Genomic DNA, 20,515 nt, shown 5'->3' with positions numbered 1-20,515 from the left:
GGCCGGTGCCGCGATGAACTCCGAGTTGGCGCTGAGTGCCCTGGTGGCGCTGGTGGTGGTGCTGGGTCTGGTCGTGCTGGCCGGCCAGGTGGTGCGCCGCCTGGGCCTGGCGCCTGGCCTGGCGGCTGCCGGCCGCCGGGGGAGCGGCGCCGCGCCGCGCCGCCTGGCCCTGCTGGAGAGCCTGCCGATCGACCCGCGCCGCCGCCTGCTGCTGCTGCGCTGCGACGGGCGCGAGCTGCTGGTGCTGACCGGCGGCCCGCAGGACCTGCTGCTCAGCGCCACGCCCGGCGCCGGCGCCGGCGCCGCAGCGGAGCCACGCTGATGCGCCGCCTTGCCGTCTTCCTGGCGCTTGCCCTCGCCCTGCTGCCGGTCCCGGCCCTGGCGCAGAGCCTCAATCTCGACCTGGGGGCGGGCGGCGCCGGGGCCACCGCGCGACTCGTGCAGCTCACGGCGCTGATCGGCCTGCTCTCGCTGGCGCCCTCGCTGCTGGTGATGGCCACGGCCTTTGCGCGGATCGCCATCGTGCTGTCGCTGCTGCGCAGCGCCCTCGGCGCGCCCGGCATCCCGCCCAACCCGGTGCTGATCGGGCTGTCGCTGTTCCTCACCTTCTTCGTCATGCAGCCGGTGTTGGAGCAGTCCTGGAGCCAGGGGCTGCAGCCCATGGCGGCCGGGCAGATCGAGGAGATGGCCGGGCTGCGCGCCGCCGCCGAGCCGTTCCGCGGCTTCATGCTGGCCAATGCGCGGGATGAGGACATCGCGCTCTTCCTGGAGCTTGGCCGCATGCCCGAGGTGGCCGCGCCGGAGCAGACGCCCTGGCGCGCCCTGGTGCCCGCCTTCATGGTGGGCGAGCTGCGCCGCGCCTTCGAGATCGGCTTCCTGCTGTTCCTGCCCTTCCTCATCATCGACCTGGTGGTGGCCAGCGTGCTGATGGGCCTCGGCATGATGATGCTGCCGCCCCCCACCATCTCGCTGCCCTTCAAGCTGGTGTTCTTCGTCATGGTCGATGGCTGGCGGCTGGTCTCGGGCAGCCTGGTGCAGGGCTTCGCCGGTGGTGGCTGAGACGGCGCTGCGGCCGCCGCCTTCCGCCGCCACGGACGAGGCCGGCCCCGACCGCCTCGCCGCCTTCGCCTTCGCCGCCGTCGGGCTGATGGTGGAGACCGACCCCGGCGGCCAGATCGCCTTCCTGGCGGGCACGCTGCTGCCGCGGCTGGGCACGGCGGCGCTGGGCGGGCCGCTGCGCGCCCTGGTGGCGCCGGAAGACCGCCCGGGGCTGGAGGGTGCCCTGGCGCGGCTGGCCGCCGAGGGCCGGCTGCCGCCGCTGGTGCTGCGGCTGGCCTGCCCCGGACATCCGCCCCAGCTGCTCAACGGGCTGCGCCTGCCCGGGGCGCGGCTGGCGCTGTGCTTCACCGCCCTGCCCGAGCCGATGGCCATGCCGCAGGCGGCGGAGCCCTGCCCTGCGCCGGCGCCTTCTCCCGCCCCTGGCGAGCCCGGCCTGCTGGCCCGCCGCGCCGAGGCGACATTGCGGGAGGGCGAGGCCGGCACCGTGCTGTCGCTGATGGAACTCTCCGGCGCCGACGGGCGGATCTCCCCCCGCCCCGCCCTGGCGCGCGACGTGGCCGCCGCCCTGGCCGACCATGCCGGCCCGGATGGCGTGGCGGCGCAGCTGGCGCCGGGGCGCTTCGGCGTGCTCGGCCCCGCCGGCGATGCCAGCCTCGGCGCGGTGGTGGAGCGGCTGCAGGCCATCCTCGGCGCCGCCGGTCTGTCGGGGGCGGCCGTCTCGGCCCAGACCCTGCCGCTGGCGGACCCCGAGTCGGCCGGGCTGAGCGGGCCGCAGGCGGTGCGCGCGCTGCGTCTGGCGCTCGGCACCTTCGCGCAGGGGGGGGCCGCGGCCCTGGCAAGAGCGGGGTTCGAGGAGGGGCTGCACGGCTTCGTCGCCGCCGCCGGCCGGCGCAGCGCGGCGCTCGGCCGCGCCGTCGCCGGCCGCCGCTTCTCCCTGGCCTACCAGCCCATCGTCGCACTCGGCCGCGAGGGCCGGCCGGCGGCGCATTACGAGGCGCTGATCCGCCCCTGGCCCGGCGAGCCCGGCGTGCCGCACAGCCCGCAGGATTTCGTCACCCTGGCGGAGATGCTGGGGCTGGCAGTGGAGCTCGACCTGGCCGTGGTGCAGTCCACCCTGCTGGCGATGGAGCAGGGCGACACGGCGTTGCGCCTGGCCTGCAACATCTCCGGACTGTCGCTGCAGGATGGCGGCTTCCGCGCCCGGCTGCTGGCGCTGCTCGACGCCACCCCGCCGGCGCTGCGGCGCCGCCTGCTGCTGGAGGTGACGGAGACCGCCGAGATCGAGGACGAGGTGGCCGCCGCCGCCACCTGCTCCGCCCTGCGCGAGCGTGGCGTGGTGCTTTGCGTCGATGATTTCGGCGCCGGCGCGGCGGGGCTGAGCTATCTCCGCCTGCTGCGCCCGGCGCTGGTGAAGCTGGATGGCCGGCTCGTCACCGGGCTGGACGGCCCCGCCCGCGCCGAGGACCGCGCCTTCGTCACCGCGCTGGTGGAGCTGGCCCATGCCCTCGGCGCCGAGGTGGTGGCGGAGCGGATCGAGACCGAGGCGGATGCCGCCGTGGCGCTGGGCTTCGGCGCCCGCTACGGCCAGGGCTGGCTGTTCGGCCGGCCCGGCCGGCTGCCGGGGCATCTCAGCGGCCGCGCCCTGCAGGCCGAGTGAGCGGAGCCGGACGCATGCGGTTAACATTTGCCGGCTGTGATGCGCGGCATGAGCCTCGATAGCGCGCTCCTCACCGCCAGCAGCGGCCTGCGGCTGACGAGCCGGCAACTCGGCACGGCGGCGCAGAATGTCGCCGGTGCCGGCGTGGCCGGCTACACCCGCAAGCAGGTGGAGGGGCAATCCCTCCTCACCGGCGGGGTGCGGGCGCTCGACCCGCGGCGGGACATCGACCCGGCGCTGCGGCTGGAGGCGCGCCGCGCCGCCGCCGAGGAAGCCGCCGCCGGCCTGCGCAGCGACACGCTCGGCGCCCTCTCCCGCCTGCTGGGCGATCCGGCGGACGGCACCAGCCCGGCCGGGCTGATCGGCGCGCTGCGCGACAGCTTCGCCAGCCTCGCCGCCAGCCCGGCCGACAGCACCGCGCAATCCGCCACGCTGGAGTCGGCGCGCGTGCTGGCCGGGCGGATGAACGCGCTTGGCGGCGCCCTGGACCGCGCCCGCCAGGGCGTGCAGGACGGCCTGCGCGCCGATGTCGGCAGCGCCAACACCCTGCTGCAGGACATCGCGCGGCTCGACATCCTGGTGCGCAACGAGACCGCCGCCGGGCGCGGCGCCGCCGCCCTGCAGGACCAGCGCGACGCCGCCGTGGCCAGCCTCTCCACCCTGGTCGGCGTGACGCCGCTGGCGGCGGAGAATGGCGGTGTCACCCTGATGCTGCCGGGCGGCCACACCCTGCCGCTGGACCCCAAGGCCAGCCCCTTCGCCCTGGCCGATGCCACGGTGACGGCCGGCAGCTACCACGGCGCCCCGGCCGGCACCCTGCCCGGGCTGACGCTGAACGGCATGAACCTGGCCGATGGCGCGGCGCTCGGCGGCCGCATCGGCGAGGGCTTCACCCTGCGCGACGAGACGCTGCCGCGCATGCAGGCCGAGCTGGACATGACCGCCGCCACCCTGGCGCACCGTCTGGAGGAGCAGGGGCTGCGCCTGTTCACCGAGCCCGGCGGCGGCGCTCCCCCAGACCCGACTGCCGCGGGCGCCGGCCCGGCCATCGCCGGCTTCGCCGGGCGGATGGCGGTCAACCCGGCCATCGCCGCAAACCCGGCGCTGCTGCGCGACGGCACGCCCGATTCGGGCGGGTTCCCGCCCAACCCGGCGGGCGGGCCGAGCGGCTACACTGCCTTGCTCAACCGTGTGGGCGATTACGCCTTCGGTCTCGAATCGGCCGCCGGCATGCCGCATGCGGCGATCGCCGGCAACAATCTCGGCCCGGGCGGCACGCTGGCCACCGGCACCGGCGGCGCGCAGCGGATCGGCGACTACGCCGCCGCCACCCTGGGGCGGCAGAGCGCCGAGGCCGATGCCGCCTCGGCCGCCGCCGCGCAGTCCGGCGCCGTGCGGGCGCAGTTCGACGCCATGGTGCAGGCGCGCGAGGGTGTCGATGTCGATGCCGAGATGGCGGCGATGGTGCAGCTGCAGAACGCCTATGCCGCCAATGCACGGGTGATGTCCGTCGTGCAGAGCATGTGGGACGCGCTGCTGGCGACGGTGCGGTAAGGAGGGGCGCGGCCCATGGCGATCAGCGGCTTCCGGAGCCTGGACAGCACGATGCTGGCGGCGGCGCAGTTGCGCGCGCGCTTCGACGAGGCGACGCGCCAGGCCGCCTCCGGCCAGCGGGCCGACAGCTATGCCGGGCTGGGCGCCGATGCGCGCCGCTCGGTCGACCTGCGCGCCGAATGGTCGCGCCGCGAGACGCTGGCCACCAGCGCCGAGACCGCCGGCGCGAAGCTGGCCTATACGCAGACCGTGCTCGGCCGCTTCTCCGAGATCGCCAACGGCATGGCCGAGGCGGCCGGCAGCGCGCTCGGCACGCTGGGGCCGGACCGCGCCATGGTGGCGCAGAATGCCCGCGCCGCCCTGGCCGAGGTGGCCGGGCTGCTCGGCGAGCGCTACCAGGGCGAGGCGCTGTTCGGCGGCAGCGACCCCACGGGCAGCCCCATCGTCAGCCCCGGCGAGATCCAGCAGACCGGGCTCTATGCCGGCACCCGCGCGGCCATGGCCCGGCTGGGGCAGGACGGCGCCGCCGCCGTGCTGGCCGAGACCCGTGCCCTGGCCGCGAGCGACGCGCCGGGCATCACCCCTTTCTCCGCCCATGCCAGCGCCGCCGCGCGCGGCGAGATCGACGACCCGCGCCCGGGCGTCACGCTGGGCGAGGGGGTGCGCATCGAGCTCGGGCTCTACGCCAACCGCAATGCCACGGGTGCCCGGCCCGGCGAGGACAGCACCGGTTCCTGGGCGCGCGACCTGCTGCACGGGCTGAGCGTGCTGGCCAACCTCGACGCCGCGCCGGCGGAAGCCGATGTGGCGGCGCTGCTGCAGGGCACCGTGCGCACCCTGCGTGCCGCCGCCGACGGGGTGAATGGCGAGGCGGGCGCGCTGGGCAACACCGAGCAGCGCCTGGCAGGCGTCGCGGCGCAGAACCGCGAGGTGGCGGGGCAGCTCGAGCTGCAGGTGGGCGCGCTGGAATCGGTGGACCCTGCCGAGGCCTTCGTGCGCATGCAGGCGATCCAGACCCAGCTGCAGGCCAGCTACAAGAGCCTGGCCATGCTGGGCGAGATGTCCCTGGCCAACTTCCTGCGCTGAGGCCGGGCGCCGCGCCTCAGTTGGCGGCGGGCGCCGGGCTGGAGGCGAGGAAGAAGAAGGGCAGCGCCCGCGGCACGGGCTGCGGCGCCGCGGCCGAAGGAGCCCCCTTCGGAGGGGCCACCACCGAGGCGGCCTGCACGACCCGGCGCGATGCCCCGGCCACCGGCACCGGCGCGGCCCGGTAGGCGGCCAGGCCGCGCGCCGTGCCCTCCCCCGCGCCCAGGAAGAAGCCGCCCCCCACCGCGCCCTGCCCCGCCGGCGGCGCGGCCTGGGCGAGGCCCATGGCCGGCGCCGCATCCGGCAGGCGCTTCTCATCCTCCCAGGCGGCCAGCACCTTCGCCAGGTAGGGCTCGCCGAATTGCGGGTTCTGCGAGTGGTAGCTCGCGGCGGCACGGTGCCAGTCCTGCTTGGCGTCCATCAGTTCCCGCAGGAAGCGTGCGGCGTAGCGCGCATTGGCCAGGGGGTCGAAGGCTTCCTCCAGGCTGGCGAAGGCCCTTGGGTGGTGGCGCAGGTTGATCTGCATGCAGCCCACGTCGATCGAGCGCATGCCTCCGGCCTGCAATTCCTGCACCGCGGCAATTCCTGCCGAGCGCGAGGGGAACATGCTGCCGCGCCCTTCCGCGTTGATGGTCCAGGGATAGGGGTCCACCTGCCCCGTCGCCGGATTTCTCCGCCCGGACTCGACGCGCGCGATGGCCGCGAGGAGGCGCGGCGGCAGGTTGTAATCCCGCTCCGCCTGCACAATCGCCTCACGACAACTTACAGTTGCCGCCATGCTCACGCTGGGCAGCAGGAGCAGGACCCACACGACAACTTGAACAAAACCAGAAAGGGAAAGATGGCGGCTCATGCCGCTTCCGACAGCAAGGTCTGTGCCAGAAAAAGGCGCCACCCTGGGTTGCATAGGGCCGGATTCATAGATCGCTAAGAAATTCACGCAACTTCATGGCCAGCTCCGCCACAACCGGTCTGTCCCGCCCATGTCCCTGGTACCGCCCTTCCTGCCTCCTTCCGCTCTGGGTCCCACGGGTCCAGCAGCGCGGCGCCGCCCGGCCGGGCCTGGAGGAGCCTTCAGCCTGCGCGGCGGGATGCCGGGCGGAGACCGGATTTCCGCCCCGGACGGGCCGCGGGAGGCGAATGCGGTAGGGGCTCTGTCGCTGCTGGGAATCCAGGCGGAAGAGCAGGATCTGCCCCGCCGGAGGCGCCCGGCCGGGGCCGCGCTGGAGGAAGCGGCGGACATGCTGCGCCGGTTCCAGCTGCTCGCCCTGGGCCTAGGTGATCAGGTGCCCGCGCCGGCGGAGCTGTCCGCGCTGGCGCGGGAGCTGGAGGGCACGCCGGCCCTGGGGCCCGACGGCCCCGCCCTGGCCCTGCGCCTGCGCATCGAGATGGCAAAGCGCCTTCCCGGCGCATGAAGTAGATCCTGCGCAATACAACCTAGAGTGCAATTTCTATCAACCATATGGATAGTGCCGAAAAAGCACATATGGCCGTTGTGTTGCTTGATCCCCTGCAACCTCTGCTTGCGCAAATTTTTGAAAGGTCATAGATCGCTAAATTGTGAGGCTCGCTCAATGGTTGTGGAGCCTCGGCCCGGACCTCCCGTTCGCAGCGAAAATCGCAAGGACTGGCATGCTTATCCTCGCCGCTTCTCTCCTCGCCTCCCCGCAGGGTTTGCACCGCGACCTCACCCGGCTGGGTCATGTCTGCGACGTGGCGACGCCATTCTGCGAGACTGCTTCCATCGCCCAGTTCAGCGGTCCCTATGACGCGATCGTGTTGCAGGCCAACGACAACGCGGCGGAGGCCATCGCCGTGCTGCGGGAGATCCGGGGCCGCGGCCTGCGGGTGCCGGTCGTCATCCTCGCCAGCAGGCTGCGCGTCGAGGAGGAGCAGGCCGCCTTCAATCACGGCGCCGACGACGTGCTGACCATGCCGGTCAGCACGCAGCTCCTGGTGGTGCGGCTGCAGGCCATCCAGCGCCGGGTGCTGGGCCATGCCTCCGCCGTGCTGAACTGCGGCAACGTCACCCTCGACCAGGCGCAGCGCCATGTCATGGTCGATGGGCGGCATGTGCGCCTGACGGCGCGCGAGTTCGAGGTGCTGGAGACGCTGATGCTGCGCCCCGGCATGCTGCTCACCAAGGAGCAGTTCATGAGCCGCGCCTATGGCCTGAACGAAGGGCCGAATGTGCGCGTGCTCGACGTCTTCGTCTGCAAGCTGCGGCGCAAGCTGGCCGCGGCCGGCGCGGCGGAGATCGTGCGCACCGTCTGGGGCAGCGGCTATGTGCTGCGCGAGCCGGCGGAGGCCGATGTGGCCCAGGCCCGCCAGCGCTTCTTCGCCGGCCAGCCGCGCCAGCGCCGCGCCCATCTGCTGCCCGAGGCGTTCGCCGCGGCCGTGGCCTGACAGACCGCTTCCCCGCGCCCCCGCCACGGGGGCGCGGCAGGAGTTCGTGAATGGCCAAGCGACCTGGCAAAGGGGATCCCTCCCCCACCATCGTCATCCGCCGCGAGGAGGAGGGCGAGGAGCACGCCCACCATGGCGGCGCCTGGAAGATCGCCTATGCCGACTTCGTCACGGCGATGATGGCGTTCTTCCTGCTGATGTGGCTGATCAACGCCACGACCGACGCGCAGCGGCGCGGCCTGGCCGACTATTTCGCGCCCACCAACATCCTCGGCCGCGCGGCGTCCGGCTCCGGCGAGCCCTTCGGCGGCCGCACCATGAACAGCGACCGCACGCTGGCCGGGGAGACGCCACCCTCGGGCGGCGTGCAGATGGCGCTGCCGGCCATGCCCCTGCCGGCGGAGATGACCGAGCAGGACGAGGAGGACACGCTGCCTCCCGAAGCCGCCCGTTCGGCCTACCCGCTGCGCCGCCCGGCGCCGGAGATGGCGATGGCGCGGCGGGTTGTCGCCACGGCGGAGCAGGAGGCGCAGGCCGCGCCGCCGCCCGGCGCCGCCACGCACGGCCCGGAACGCGAGGCGCTGGAGCGCGAGGCGCTGGACCGCGCCGCGGCCGAGATCCGCCGCAGCGTGGCCGACGATCCGCAACTTGCCGAGCTGGCGGCGCAGCTGATGCTGGAGCAGGTGCGCGAGGGGCTGCGCATCCAGCTCGTCGACGCCGAGGGCCAGCCGGTCTTCGCCGCCGGCCAGGCGGCGCCCAATGCCCGTGGCCGCGCGCTGCTGATGCGCGTCGCCGCCGTCGTCGCGCGCCTGCCGAATCCTGTCGACATCAGCGGCCATACCGACGCCACGCCCTTCCGCGGCAATGCCGACCGCTCCAACTGGGACCTCTCGGCCGAGCGCGCCGGCGCCACGCGCCGCCTGCTGGTGGAGGCGGGCGTGGCCGAGGAGCGCATCCGCGCCGTCACCGGCCGCGCCGACCGGGAGCTGCTGCGCCCCGAGCGCCCGGAGGATGCCGCCAACCGCCGCGCCTCCATCCTGGTGGCGCTGCCCGAGACACCACGCCCCGCCGACCCCGGAGCTTCCCGATGATCCTGCTCGCCGGCTTCGGCGTCGTGCTCGCCTGCGTGTTCGGCGGCTACCTGGCGGCGGGCGGCAAGCTCGGCCCGATCCTGCACGCCCTGCCCTTCGAGATGCTCATCATCGGCGGCGCCGCCGTGGGCAGCTTCCTGATGTCCAACTCCATGGCGCATGTGAAGCACACGCTGGGCGGGCTGGCGAAGGCGCTCAAGGGCGCGCGCTATGGGCGGCAGGATTATCTCGACCTGTGCACGCTGCTGCACCGCCTGCTGCGCGTGGCGCAGACGCGGGGCGCCGTGGGGCTGGAGCCGCATATCGAGAAGCCGGAGGAGAGCAGCATCTTCACCGCCTTTCCGCGTATCCTGGCCGACCGCCATGCCACCGCGCTGATCTGCGACTATCTGCGCATGATCGGCATGAACGCCGACGACCCGCACCAGATCGAGGACGTGATGCAGCGCGAGCTGCGCAAGATCCGCGAGGAGGAGCTGCACGCCGCCCACGCCCTGCAGAGCGTGGCGGATGCGCTGCCGGCGCTCGGCATCGTCGCCGCCGTGCTCGGCGTCATCAAGACGATGGGCAGCATCGACCAGCCGCCGGCGGTGCTGGGCGCCATGATCGGCGGCGCGCTGGTGGGCACCTTCCTCGGCGTGCTGCTGGCCTACGGGCTGGTGGGGCCGCTGGCGAGCAAGCTGAAGGCGGTGGTGATGGAGGAGGCGAAGTACCTGGAGGTGGTGCGCGCCGTGCTCGTCGCCCACCTGCACGGCAACGCGCCGCAGGTGGCGGTGGAGGTCGGCCGCAAGACCGTGCCTTCCGACCTGATGCCGAGCTTCCAGTCGCTGGAGACCACCCTGAACGAGGCGGCGGCGGCCGCCTGAGCGGGCCGCCGCCGCCTCGGCGGCTCTGGCTGCGCGCCTCGCGCCGCCTCAGCGGCGCATGTTGATCGTCTCGTTCAGCATCTCGTCGCTGGTGGTGACGACGCGGGTGTTGGCGGTGTAGGCGCGCTGCGCCACGACGAGCTTCGAGAACTCGGCCGCGATATCGACGTTGGAGCGCTCCACCGCGCTGCTGGAGAGGGTGCCGGCGCCCTGGGTGCCGGCCGCCTGCACCTGCATGGTGCCCGCCTCCGCGGTCATGCCGAAGGCCTGGCCGTCCATCCGCTGCAGCGCGTCCGGATTGGTGAAGGTGACGACGGGCACCTTGGCCACGGTACGGCTCTGTCCGTTGTCGTAGCTGACGACGACATCGCCATTGTCGCGGATGGAGGCGGAGCGGAAGGCGCCGGCGCGGCTGCCGTCGACGGTGACGCTGCGCTGCTCGTAGGCGGCGACGGGCCCCTGGGCGAGGTTGGCGAGGTTCAGGGTGAGCGCCGCGTCCCCGGCGCCCAGCACCGCCTGCGGTGGATTGTTGGTGAGCGCGCCGGTGTTCGCGTCGAAGGCGAGGTTCGCCTCGCCGAGCGCCGCGCCCTCCGCCGTCGTTCCCGCGACATTCCATGCATTGTCGGCGGTGCGCGTCCAGGTCAGGTTCACCGTCTGCTGCTCGCCGGCCGCGTTGTAGATCTGCACCTGGCTCTGGATGGGGGCGGCGGCGCCCTTCGGCAGGCTGGCGTTCAGGGTCACGGTGCGCGTCGCGGTGGCCGGCAGCGGCGCATCGCTGATGCGGACCGGCGCCAGCACGCCCTGCTGCGCCTCGCCCGCCGCGTTGGCGGCCCAGCCCTGCAGCGCATAGCCGCTGCCATTGACCAGGTAGCCCGAGCTGTCCTTGCGGAAGTCGCCGGCGCGGGTGAAGAGCGGCTGGGTGTCGAAGGTCAGAGAGCCGTCGGCATTGCGGCCGGCGGCCTGCGCCACGCTGAACAGCCCATTGCCGGAAAGCGCCAGGGAGAGCGGGTTCTCCACCGTCTCCACCGAGCCCTGCAGCGAGACCGTGGCGCTCGGCGTGGCCACCACCGCGCTCGGCGCGTGGGTCCGCTCGTTCGATTGCGTCAGCAGGTTGGCGAAGCTGGTGTCGGTGCGCTTGAAGCCGATGGTCTGGCTGTTGGCGACATTGTCCGAGATGTGGCCGAGCGCGCGCGCCTGCGCGTTCATGCCGGAGATGGCGGTGGTCATGGAGCCGAACAGCGACATCCGCGGGGTTCCTTGCAGCGGGCCAGGGGCCTGTGCGGCAATGCCGCGGCCCGGATGAGGCAAGGCGGTTGCAACCGCCATGCCAGCCTGCCGGCGGGCCGGATGCGCCGCCGTGCCGGGTCCGGGTGGCAGGGATTGCCGGGCGGCCGGCAGTTTCTGCCGGGTGGCGGCGCCATGTGGCAGGGTCCGGGGGCCTGGCGGCGCGGGCCGCGCTCTGGCCCCGCTTTTGCTGGGGAGGCTTCGAGATCCTTCCAGGCCCACACCCATGATGCCCGCCATCGCCGCGCTTCCGACGCCGCCCTCCTGCCCCTCCGGCGCCAACGCGGCCGGGGCCGAGGGAGCATTCGCGGCGTTGTTCGCGGCGCTGGGCGAGGCGCCGGCCGCCGGCACGGCGCCCGCCGGCCCGAACGGCGCCGCCCCCGGCCGGAACGGCTTGCCGCTGTCGGAGGATGCCCCGCCGCAGGAACCGCCGGCCCCCGCGCCCGGCGCGGCGCCCGTCGTCGCCGCCTGGCTTCCGCTTCCGGCCGCGCTGCCGGTCCCGCCGCCGCCGGCCCCGCTGGCGCAGGACGCCGGCCAGGCCGAACCCGGCCTCGGCCAGCCGCGTGGCCGCGCCGGCACCGCCCTGCCGCCCGCCCCGCAGGCCTCCTTACCGTCGCCCGGCCCGGCGGAGGGCGCGGCGGAGCCTGCTGTGGCAGCGCCCCCTTTCCCCCAGGACATGGCGGGCATGGCGGCCTCCGCGGCGGAGGATGGCGCGGCAGCGCTTCCCTCTTCTGATGCGGCGGGGGCCGCGCCCATGGCCGCCGCTCCGGAAACCCCGCACGCCGCGCCGTCCGGTCCGGCGCCCGGTCCCGCATCCGCTCCCCTGCCCGCGCCGCTGCCGGTGGCCTCGCCCGCGGCCGCCCCGCCCGTCCACGCCCCGCCCGTCCACGCCGCGCCGCCGCCGGTACGGCAGGTCGAGCAGGGGCTGCTTGCCCTCGCCACCCGCCCGGCCACGGCCACCGCGCCGGCCCGCATCGTCGTGGCGCTGCAGCCGGAGGCGCTGGGGCGCATCGAGATCACGCTGGAAAAGGGTGTGGACACACCCGCCTCGCTGCATTTCGCCGCCGAGCGGCCGGAGACCCTGCTGCAGCTGATGCAGGACGCGCCCGCCATTCAGGCCGTGTTGCAGCAGGCCGGGCTGGCGGCCGAGCAGGGCGCGACGCTGCAGTTCGGACTGTGGAATGGCGCGCCACGCCAGGAGGACGGCTCGCCCGGGGAGGGCGAAGGCCCGCCCCACGCCATGGCCCGCCGCCGCCGCGGCGCGGGCCCGGCCTCCGCCCTCCTGGCCGCTGCCGCCGGCGCCCCGCGCGCCGGCGGCAGCGGCCAGATCGACCTCGCCCTCTGATTCCTGCCCCCAAGACGGAGCGCCCCGCCATGGCCATCACCGACAGCGCCGCCATCACCACCGCCACCACCGCGGCGCGCGGCACCGCCAGCGGCAACGCCGCCACCAGCCTGGCGGGGGATATGCAGAGCTTCCTGATGTTGCTGACGACGCAGTTGCAGAACCAGGACCCGCTGCAGCCCCTCGATCCCACCCAGTTCACCACCCAGCTCTCGCAATTCGCCGCGGTGGAGCAGCAGATCGCCACCAACCGCAACATGGAGGCGCTGCTGGAGCTGCAGAACGCCGCCGCCATGCTCACCGCCGCGCCGCTGATGGGGCAGGAGATCACGGTGGCCACCGATTCGGTGGGGCTGCAGGATGGCACTGCGCAGAAGCTGAACCTGCCGGCGCTGAAGGAGGCCGGCGGCGCCAGCGGCGCGCTCGTCACCATCACCGATGCCGCCGGCACCGTGCTGCGCCAGGCCGCCGTGCCGCTGGGCGAGGCGGCCACCGCCTGGCGCTGGGACGGCCGAGATTCACGCGGCGCCCTGCTCGCCGACGGCGCCTACAAGCTGTCCGTCGCCGGCACCGATGCGCGCGGCGTCGCCAGCAGCACGCTGGACGTGACCGTGACCGACCAGGTGGACAGCATCACCCGCAGCGGCGCAGGGCCGAAGCTCGGCCTTGGCGCCCTCACCGTCGGGCTGGAGGCGCTGCGCGGCCTGTAACGCACCGGAAAGCCACACCGCCGGCGCAAACCGCGCCGCGCCGCATCGCCGTTAATATTCAGGCAACGCCCCTGCGAAAGTTTCGCGGCGCGGGGAAGAACCCTGCGCGCGGAGAGCATGGCGTATGCGTCGACCAGGCGGCCCAAAACGGGCGATGGCAGGACCGGCGGAAGCCGGGCGGGCGGCCACGGCACGGCCGGGGCTGCCGGCGGGCCGTGATGCGCGGTGCGCCGCATGAACGCGGGCCTGCAACGCCTGCTTGCCTCGCTGCGCGCGCTTGGCCCGGCGCGGCTGGCCATGCTCGGCCTCTCGGCGGCGCTGACGCTCGGCGTGCTGGGCTACATGGTGCTGCGCACCACCACCCCGCCCATGGCCCTGCTCTATGCCGAGCTCGACCCGCGCGACGCGGCGCAGGTGGTGGCGGCGCTGGAGCGCGCCCGCGTGCCGCACCGCATCGGCCGCAACGGCACCGAGATCCTGGCGCCCGAGGAGCAGGTGCCGCGGCTGCGGCTGATGCTGGCGCGGGACGGCCTGCCGAGCGGCGGCAGCATCGGCTACGAGATCTTCGACCGCCAGGGCGGGCTGACCACCACCCCCTTCCAGCAGGACGTCAACCGCCTGCGCGCGATGGAGGGCGAGATCGCCCGCAGCATCCGCGCGCTGGAGGGCGTGGCCGCGGCGCGCGTGCACCTGGCCCTGCCGCGGCGCGAGCCCTTCTCGCGCGAGCGCAGCGAGGCGCAGGCCAGCGTGGTGCTGCAGATGCGCGGCGCCCAGCGGCTGGACCGCGAGGGCGTGCAGGCGGTGCTGCAGCTGGTCGCCTCCGCCGTGCCGGGGCTGAAGCCGCAGAACGTGGCGGTGGTGGACGGGCGCGGCGAGCTGCTCTCGCGCGGGCAGGGCGGCGAGGCGGGCGGCGCGCTGGCGCAATCGCGCGAGGAGCTGCGCCGCGCGCAGGAGATGCGCATGGCGCGCGGCATCGAGGAGATGCTGGAGCGCACCCTCGGCCCCGGCCGCGTGCGCGCCGAGGCGACGCTGGAGATGGACCTCGACCGCGTGCAGGTGACCGAGGAGCGCTTCGACCCGGACAACCAGGTGCCGCGCAGCCAGAGCTCCACCACCGAGAGCAACCGCAGCGGCGAGCCGCAGAACGTCACCGTCGCCAACCAGCTGCCCGGCGCGCCGGCGCCGCCCCAGGGCGGGCCGCAGACGCAGGAGCAGCGGCAGGAGGAGACCATCAACTACGAGATCGGCCGCACCACGCGCAGCACGCTGCGCGAGCAGCCGATGCTGCGCCGCCTCTCCGTCGCCGTGCTGGTCGACGGGGTGTGGGAGCCGGCCGAGGAGCCGGGCGGCGCACCCCGCTTCCGCGAGCGCACGGCGGAGGAGCTGGCGCGGATCAGCGCGCTGGTGCGCGGCGCCATCGGCTTCAACGAGGCGCGCGGCGACCGGCTGGAAGTGGTGTCCCTGCGCTTCGCCGACCCCGGCCAGGGCGCCGAGGGCGAGGCGCCGTCCGGCTTCCTCGGCTTCGCCTCGCTGACGCCCGCGCTGACGGTGCGGCTGGTGGAGAGCGGCCTGCTGGCGCTGGTGGTGCTGGTGGGGCTGCTGCTGGGGCGGCCGGTGGTGAAGCGGCTGATCGCCGGCATGGCGCCGCCGCCCGCGGCGCCCGCCCTGCCCGACGGCACGGGCGCCACGCCCGGCCTGCCCGCGCCGGAGGGCGGCGCCCCCGCCATCGAGACGGACCAGCCGATGATGGACCTGGCCATGGTGCAGGGGCAGATCCGCGTCTCCAGCCTGAACAACCTGGCCGAGCTCGTGGACCGCAACCCCGATGAGACGCTGGCGGTGCTGCGCCGCTGGCTCACCCCGCAGGAGGCCAAGCCGTGAGCCTGACCCGCGCGTTCAACACCCTGGGCCTGACCGGCCCGCAGAAGGCGGCGACGCTGATGCTGGCGCTGGGCGAGGACCGCGCCGGCCGCCTGCTCGCGCGCATGCATGAGGACGAGGTGCGCGACGTCTCCGCCGCCATGGCGCAGCTCGGCACCGTCTCGGCCGAGACGGTGGAGGCGCTGTGCCGCGACTTCGCCGAGCAGATCGGCCAGGCCGGCTCGCTGATCGGCAGCTGGGAGACCACCGAGCGGATGCTGCTGCGCGGCCTGCCGCGCGACCGCGTGACGCAGATCATGGAAGAGCTGCGCGGCCCCGCCGGCCGCACCATGTGGGACAAGCTGGGCAACGTGAACGAGGCGGTGCTCGCCAACTACCTGAAGAACGAATACCCGCAGACCGTCGCCGTGGTGCTGACCAAGGTGCGGCCCGACCACGCCGCGCGCGTGCTGGCGCTGCTGCCCGAGGGCTTCGCCATGGAGGTGGTCATGCGCATGCTGCGCATGGAGAGCCCGCAGGCCGAGGCGCTGGAGGGCGTGGAGCGCACGCTGAAGGCCGAGTTCATGTCGAACCTCGCCCGCTCCGCGCGGCGGGATTCGCACGAGCTGCTGGCCGAGATCATGAACAACCTCGACCGCGCCGCCGAGGGCCGCATCATGGCCGGGCTGGAGGAGCGCGCGGCCGATTCCGCCTCGCGCATCCGCTCGCTGATGTTCACCTTCGAGGATCTGCGGCGGCTCGATGCCGCCGGCATCGCCGTGCTGCTGCGCGCGGTGGAGAAGGACCGGCTGGTGATCGCGCTCAAGGGCGCCTCCGAGACGCTGCGCGAGCAGTTCTTCAAGGCCATGTCGGAGCGCGCCGGCCGCATGCTGCGCGACGACATCGCGAGCCTCGGCCCCACGCGGCTGCGCGACGTGGAGGAGGCGCAGATGGCCATGGTGGCGCTGGCCAAGGAGCTGGCCCAGCAGGGCGAGCTGCGCCTGGCCGAGGGCGAGGCCGAGGAGATGGTGTATTGAGCGCCGCCGTGTCGGGCGAGGCGCCGCTGCGCCACCACGCCCTGCTGCTGCGCCACGCCGCGCCGGCCGCCCCGGCGCGCCCGCTGGCCCGCCCCGGCGCGCCTTACGACTTCGCCGCCGAGGAGTTGCTGCCGCGCCCGCAGCCGCCACCCCAGCCGCCCGTCCCCGCCCCGCCGGCGCCGGACCCGCTGCCCGGCCTGCTCGCCGCCGAACGCGTCGCCGGCTTCGCCGAGGGCGAGGCCGCCGGCCGCGCCGCCGCCGCCGCCAGCCAGGAGGCGGCGCTGCTGGACACGCTGCGCCTCGCCGCCGCGCAGCTGGCCGAGGCCGCTCCCGCCGCCCGCGCCCTGGCGGAGGAGGCGGCGCGGTCGGTCGGCGCGCTGGTGCTGGGCGCCTTGCAGGCTGCCCTTCCCGCCCTGGCGGCGCGCCATGCCGGGGCGGAGCTGGAGGGTTTCCTGGCCCGGCTGCTGCCCGCCCTGGACGGCGAGCCGGAGCTGGCCCTGCATGTCGCCCCCGCCCTGTCCGAGGCGGCGGCCGCCCGTTGCGCCACGCTGCCCGCCTGCCGGGTGGTGGCGGACCCCGCCCTGGAGCCGGGCGATGCGGTGCTGCGCTGGCGCGACGGCCTGGCCGAGCGCCGCGCCGCCACGGCCCGCGCGGCGGTGGCCGCGCTGCTGGCCGGCTTCGGGCTCGACGCCCCTGCCGAGCCGAATCCCGAGACACGCTGAGACCGCGAGAGAGGCAAGATGCCCGACCCCACCTACGCCGCCCTGCCCCCGCTCGAGGAGCTCGAGCCCGACGCCGCCCGCCCGGCCATGCCCGGCGCCGAGGGGCTCGGCGCCATCTACGACATTCCCGTGCAGGTCTCGGCCGTTCTCGGCCGCGCCACCATGCAGGTGAGCCAGCTGCTCAAGCTCGGCCGCGGCGCGGTGGTGGAGCTGGACCGCAAGCTGGGCGAGGCGGTGGACATCTACGTCAACAACCGCCTCGTCGCGCGCGGGGAGGTGGTGATGGTGGGCGAGAACCGGCTCGGCGTCACCATGACCGAGATCGTCAAGACCGACCGGGTGACGTGACGCCATGCCGCGGGTGCTGATCGTGGGCGCGCTGGAAGGGCCGCTCGGCCAGGCGGCGCGCATGGCGCAGGCGCGCGGCGCCACGGTCGCGCAGGCCTCCGGCGTGGTGGCGGCGCTCGCCCGGCTGCGCCAGGAGGGCGCCGACGTGGTGCTGTGCGAGGTGGTGCACGATGCCGGCTGGCTGATCCGCGCCATGCTGGCCGAGCGCATCCTCTGCCCGCTCATCGCCTGCGGCCCGGAATCCGAGGCGCCCGCCGCGCTGCGCGCCATCCGCGAGGGGGCGCGGGACTTCCTGCCGCTGCCGCCGGATGCGGAGCTGATCGCCACCATGCTGCAGGCCGCCGCCGGCGAGGCGGATGAGCGGCAATCCATGGTGGCGCGCGACCCCGCCATGCTGGCCGTGCTGGCGCGCGCCGACCAGGTGGCGCGGGCCGAGGCCTCGGTGCTCGTCACCGGCGAGAGCGGCACCGGCAAGGAGCTGGTGGCGCGGCGCATCCATGCGGGCTCGCGCCGCGCGGCCGGCCCCTTCGTCGCGCTCAACTGCGCCGCCCTGCCGGAGACGCTGCTGGAGAGCGAGCTGTTCGGCCACGAGAAGGGCGCCTTCACCGGCGCCGTCGCCGCGCGCAAGGGCAAGTTCGAGCAGGCCGCCGGCGGCACGCTGCTGCTCGACGAGATCGGCGAGATGGACCTGCGGCTGCAGGCCAAGCTGCTGCGCGCCATCCAGGAGCGGGAGATCGACCGGCTTGGCGGCACGCGCCCCGTGCGGGTCGATGTCCGCATCCTCGCCGCCACCAACCGCGACCTGATGGCCGAGGTGCGCGCCGGGCGCTTCCGCGAGGACCTGTACTTCCGGCTCGACGTGGTGCGGCTGCGCCTGCCGCCGCTGCGCGAGCGGCCGGGCGACATCCTGCCGCTCGCCGAGTGCTTCGCCGCCCGCTTCGCGGCGGTGAACGGGCTGCCGCCACGCCCGCTCTCCGCCGCCGCCCGCGCCGCTCTGCTGGCGCATGCCTGGCCGGGCAACGTGCGGGAGCTGGAGAACGCCCTGCACCGCGCCGTGCTGATGGCCTGCGGCACCGAGATCGGCGCCGAGGCGATCGAGCTGGGCGGCGCCACGCCGGCGCCCGCCGCGCCGCCGCCGCCCCTGCCCCAGATCACCGTCCCCGCCGCGCCCGGCCTCGCGCCGGACGCGGCGGCGGATGGCATCGCCGCGCTGGTCGGCCGCAGCATGGAGGAGGTGGAGCGCGAGCTGATCCTGCGCACCCTCGCCCACTGCCTCGGCAACCGCACCCGCGCGGCGGAGGTGCTCGGCATCTCCATCCGCGCCCTGCGCAACAAGCTGCAGGACTACCGTGGCATGGGCCTGCCGGTGACGGCGGCGGCCGGCTACGCCATGGCGGCGCGGTAAGCCGCCATGGCCGCCGGCTTCACCCTTTCCGCCAGCCTCAACCGGCTGAATCCGGGCAGCGACATCGCGCTGGCCGTCGGCGTCGTCGCCCTGGTCGGCATCATGCTGGTGCCGCTGCCGGTGATGCTGCTGGATTTCAGCCTGGCCGTTTCCGTCACCGCCTCCGTGCTGGTGCTGGTGGTGGCGCTGATGCTGCGCCGGCCGCTGGATTTCACCAGCTTCCCCACCATCCTGCTGCTCACCACCCTGCTGCGGCTGGCGCTGAACATCGCCACCACCCGCATGGTGCTGACGCACGGGCATGAGGGGCCGCAATCGGCGGGCGGCGTCATCGCCGCCTTCGGCAGCTTCCTGATGGGCGGCGACGTGCTGATCGGCTTCGTCGTCTTCGCCATCCTGCTCGTCGTCAACTTCATGGTGGTCACCAAGGGCTCGGGGCGCATCGCCGAGGTCTCGGCGCGCTTCAGCCTGGACGCCATGCCGGGCAAGCAGATGGCGATCGACGCCGATCTCTCCGCCGGCACCATCGACGAGACCCAGGCGCGGCTGCGCCGCCGCGAGCTGGAGGAGGAGAGCGCCTTCTTCGGCGCCATGGACGGCGCGGCGAAGTTCGTGCGCGGCGATGCCGTGGCCGGCCTCATCGTCACCTTCGTCAACCTGCTGGGCGGGCTCGCCATCGGCGTTGGCCGCCACGGCATGGGCTTCGGCGACGCGGCGGAGACCTTCTTCACCCTCACCGTGGGCGACGGGCTGGTCTCGCAGATCCCCTCGCTGCTCACCTCGGTCGCCGCCGGCATCGTCGTCACCAAGGGCGCCTCGGAGGGGCGGGCGGACCAGCTCATCGCCGGGCAGCTCGGCAGCGGCGCCAAGCCGCTCGGCATCGCCGCCGGCGCGGCGGGCGTGATGGCGCTGCTGCCGGGCATGCCGGCGCTGCCCTTCCTGGCGCTGGCCGGCGCGGCCGGCGCCGCCGCCTGGTCGCGCCGCCAGGCGGAGCGCGCCGCCGCCGCGGCGCCGCCGCCCGAGGCCGCCACGCCCGATGGCGCCGCCGCCGCCGACGCACCCGTGGCCGAGGCGCTGCGGCTCGATGCCCTGAAGCTCGAGATCGGCTACGGCCTGCTGTCCCTCGCCTCGGGCGACGCGCCGCGGCTGACAGAGCAGATCCGGGCGCTCCGCCGCAGCATCGCGCAGGAGATGGGCTTCGTGCTGCCGAGTGTGCGGGTGCAGGACAACATGCAGCTCGGCGCCAACACCTACGTCATGCGCGTGAAGGATGTGGAGGCGGCGCGCGGCGAGCTGCGCCCGCCCCTGGTGCTGGCGATCGACCCGGGCGAGGCGCTGCGCGACCTGCCGGGCGAGCGCTGCGCGGAGCCGGCCTTCGGCCTGCCGGCGCTGTGGATCGAGGAGAGCCGGCGCGACCTCGCCCTGGCGCGCGGCGCCACGGTGGTGGACGCCGCCGGCGTGCTGGCCACCCACCTGACCGAGGTGGTGCGCGAGAACATGGCCGAGCTGCTCTCCCATTCCGAGACCCGCCGCCTGCTGGACGGCCTGCCCGAGGAGCAGCGCCGGCTGGTGGGCGACCTGATCCCGGCGCAGGCCAGCATCGGCACCGTGCAGCGCGTGCTGCAATCCCTGCTCGCCGAGCGCGTCTCGATCCGCGACCTGCCGACCATCCTGGAGGGCATCCAGGAGGCCACCTCGGGCGGCGGGCGGAGCATCCCCGGCATCACCGCCATCGTCCGCGCCCGGCTGGCGCGGCAGATCACCGACGCGCTGCGCGGCCCGCGCGGCGACGTGCCGCTGCTCACCCTCGGCGCCTCCTGGGAGGCCGCCTTCGCCGAGGCGCTGGTCGGCCCCGCCGAGGACCGCCAGCTCGCCATGCCGCCCGCGCAGCTCTCCGACTTCATCCAGCGGCTGCGCCAGGCGTTGGACCAGGCGGCGGCGGGCGGCGAGATGCCGGCGCTGGTCTGTTCCGGCGCGCTGCGGCCGCATCTGCGCGCGGTGGTGGAGCGCTTCCGCCCCGCCACGCCGGTGCTGGCCCAGGCCGAGATCCACCCCCGCGCGCGCATCCGCGTGCTCGGCAGCGTCTGA

19 protein-coding genes are annotated in these 20,515 nt (G+C 74.7%); 17 read left to right on the top strand and 2 right to left on the bottom strand.

Going from position 1 to position 20,515, the window contains the following annotated elements; all coding sequences use genetic code 11:
* Window positions 1–13: 13 nt before the first annotated feature.
* The 5 genes from CR165_RS13310 to CR165_RS13290 are packed head-to-tail and all read left to right on the top strand — an operon-like array spanning window position 14 to window position 5,356.
* Complete coding sequence (locus CR165_RS13310; RefSeq protein ID WP_109517491.1) at window positions 14–322, top strand: flagellar biosynthetic protein FliO; 309 nt, start codon at window positions 14–16, stop codon at window positions 320–322.
* On the top strand, window positions 322–1,059 hold the full coding sequence (gene fliP, locus CR165_RS13305) for a flagellar type III secretion system pore protein FliP (RefSeq protein WP_109517490.1): 738 nt from the start codon (window positions 322–324) through the stop codon (window positions 1,057–1,059). The genes CR165_RS13310 and fliP overlap by 1 nt, the downstream gene beginning before the upstream one ends.
* Window positions 1,052–2,716: an EAL domain-containing protein gene (locus CR165_RS13300; protein ID WP_146201902.1), complete on the top strand. Its 1,665-nt coding sequence runs from the start codon at window positions 1,052–1,054 to the stop codon at window positions 2,714–2,716. The genes fliP and CR165_RS13300 overlap by 8 nt, the downstream gene beginning before the upstream one ends.
* A gap of 48 nt (window positions 2,717–2,764) precedes the next feature.
* Window positions 2,765–4,270: a flagellar hook-associated protein FlgK gene (locus tag CR165_RS13295; protein ID WP_146201901.1), complete on the top strand. Its 1,506-nt coding sequence runs from the start codon at window positions 2,765–2,767 to the stop codon at window positions 4,268–4,270.
* A gap of 15 nt (window positions 4,271–4,285) precedes the next feature.
* Window positions 4,286–5,356 carry a flagellin gene (locus tag CR165_RS13290; RefSeq protein ID WP_109517487.1) on the top strand — a complete coding sequence of 357 codons (1,071 nt, stop codon included), beginning with the start codon at window positions 4,286–4,288 and terminating at the stop codon, window positions 5,354–5,356.
* A 16-nt stretch (window positions 5,357–5,372) separates the two neighbouring features.
* Here the strand turns inward: CR165_RS13290 and CR165_RS13285 are convergent, their stop codons facing one another.
* Entirely contained in the window at window positions 5,373–6,164 is a 792-nt protein-coding gene (locus tag CR165_RS13285) for a lytic transglycosylase domain-containing protein (RefSeq protein WP_181378154.1), read from the bottom strand.
* 430 nt (window positions 6,165–6,594) lie between these two features.
* Between CR165_RS13285 and CR165_RS25055 the strand changes: the two genes are divergently transcribed.
* From CR165_RS25055 to motA, 4 genes are all read left to right on the top strand, one after another.
* Entirely contained in the window at window positions 6,595–6,768 is a 174-nt protein-coding gene (locus CR165_RS25055; RefSeq protein WP_181378153.1) for a hypothetical protein, read from the top strand.
* A gap of 217 nt (window positions 6,769–6,985) precedes the next feature.
* Window positions 6,986–7,759, top strand: a complete 774-nt coding sequence (locus CR165_RS13275) for a response regulator transcription factor (protein WP_109517484.1) — start codon at window positions 6,986–6,988, stop codon at window positions 7,757–7,759.
* A 50-nt stretch (window positions 7,760–7,809) separates the two neighbouring features.
* A complete protein-coding gene (locus CR165_RS13270) occupies window positions 7,810–8,850 on the top strand; it encodes a flagellar motor protein MotB (RefSeq protein ID WP_109517483.1) in 1,041 nt (346 codons plus the stop codon).
* Complete coding sequence (gene motA / locus CR165_RS13265) at window positions 8,847–9,716, top strand: flagellar motor stator protein MotA (protein ID WP_109517482.1); 870 nt, start codon at window positions 8,847–8,849, stop codon at window positions 9,714–9,716. Before CR165_RS13270 ends, motA begins: the two co-directional genes overlap by 4 nt.
* 48 nt (window positions 9,717–9,764) lie before the next feature.
* Here motA and CR165_RS25050 read toward each other — a convergent pair whose 3' ends face one another.
* A complete protein-coding gene (locus CR165_RS25050) occupies window positions 9,765–10,961 on the bottom strand; it encodes a flagellar hook protein FlgE (RefSeq protein WP_181378152.1) in 1,197 nt (398 codons plus the stop codon).
* A gap of 265 nt (window positions 10,962–11,226) precedes the next feature.
* On the opposite strand from CR165_RS25050, the gene fliK reads away from it, so the two are divergent.
* The 8 genes from fliK to flhA all read left to right on the top strand — a co-directional run bounded on the left by fliK (window position 11,227) and on the right by flhA (window position 20,515).
* Entirely contained in the window at window positions 11,227–12,345 is a 1,119-nt protein-coding gene (gene fliK, locus CR165_RS26000) for a flagellar hook-length control protein FliK (protein WP_181378151.1), read from the top strand.
* Window positions 12,346–12,374: 29 nt separating this feature from the next.
* A complete protein-coding gene (locus CR165_RS13250; protein WP_109517479.1) occupies window positions 12,375–13,055 on the top strand; it encodes a flagellar hook assembly protein FlgD in 681 nt (226 codons plus the stop codon).
* A gap of 234 nt (window positions 13,056–13,289) precedes the next feature.
* A complete protein-coding gene (fliF, locus tag CR165_RS13245) occupies window positions 13,290–14,936 on the top strand; it encodes a flagellar basal-body MS-ring/collar protein FliF (protein ID WP_109517478.1) in 1,647 nt (548 codons plus the stop codon).
* A complete protein-coding gene (gene fliG, locus CR165_RS13240) occupies window positions 14,933–15,952 on the top strand; it encodes a flagellar motor switch protein FliG (protein ID WP_456316318.1) in 1,020 nt (339 codons plus the stop codon). Before fliF ends, fliG begins: the two co-directional genes overlap by 4 nt.
* Window positions 15,949–16,674 carry a hypothetical protein gene (locus CR165_RS13235; protein ID WP_109517477.1) on the top strand — a complete coding sequence of 242 codons (726 nt, stop codon included), beginning with the start codon at window positions 15,949–15,951 and terminating at the stop codon, window positions 16,672–16,674. Before fliG ends, CR165_RS13235 begins: the two co-directional genes overlap by 4 nt.
* 87 nt (window positions 16,675–16,761) lie before the next feature.
* Window positions 16,762–17,022 carry a flagellar motor switch protein FliN gene (gene fliN / locus CR165_RS13230; RefSeq protein WP_245906413.1) on the top strand — a complete coding sequence of 87 codons (261 nt, stop codon included), beginning with the start codon at window positions 16,762–16,764 and terminating at the stop codon, window positions 17,020–17,022.
* Window positions 17,023–17,026: 4 nt separating this feature from the next.
* Window positions 17,027–18,427 carry a sigma-54-dependent transcriptional regulator gene (locus CR165_RS13225; protein WP_109517475.1) on the top strand — a complete coding sequence of 467 codons (1,401 nt, stop codon included), beginning with the start codon at window positions 17,027–17,029 and terminating at the stop codon, window positions 18,425–18,427.
* A gap of 6 nt (window positions 18,428–18,433) precedes the next feature.
* Window positions 18,434–20,515 (top strand): flagellar biosynthesis protein FlhA, encoded by a 2,082-nt coding sequence (gene flhA, locus CR165_RS13220; protein ID WP_109517474.1) that lies wholly within the window; start codon window positions 18,434–18,436, stop codon window positions 20,513–20,515.

It is taken from the genome of Teichococcus aestuarii (genome assembly GCF_003116135.1).
In the GTDB taxonomy this organism is placed as follows: Bacteria; Pseudomonadota; Alphaproteobacteria; order Acetobacterales; family Acetobacteraceae; genus Pseudoroseomonas; species Pseudoroseomonas aestuarii.
Note: the sequence above shows the minus strand (reverse complement) of the source record. Positions and strands in the feature narration are given on the sequence as shown.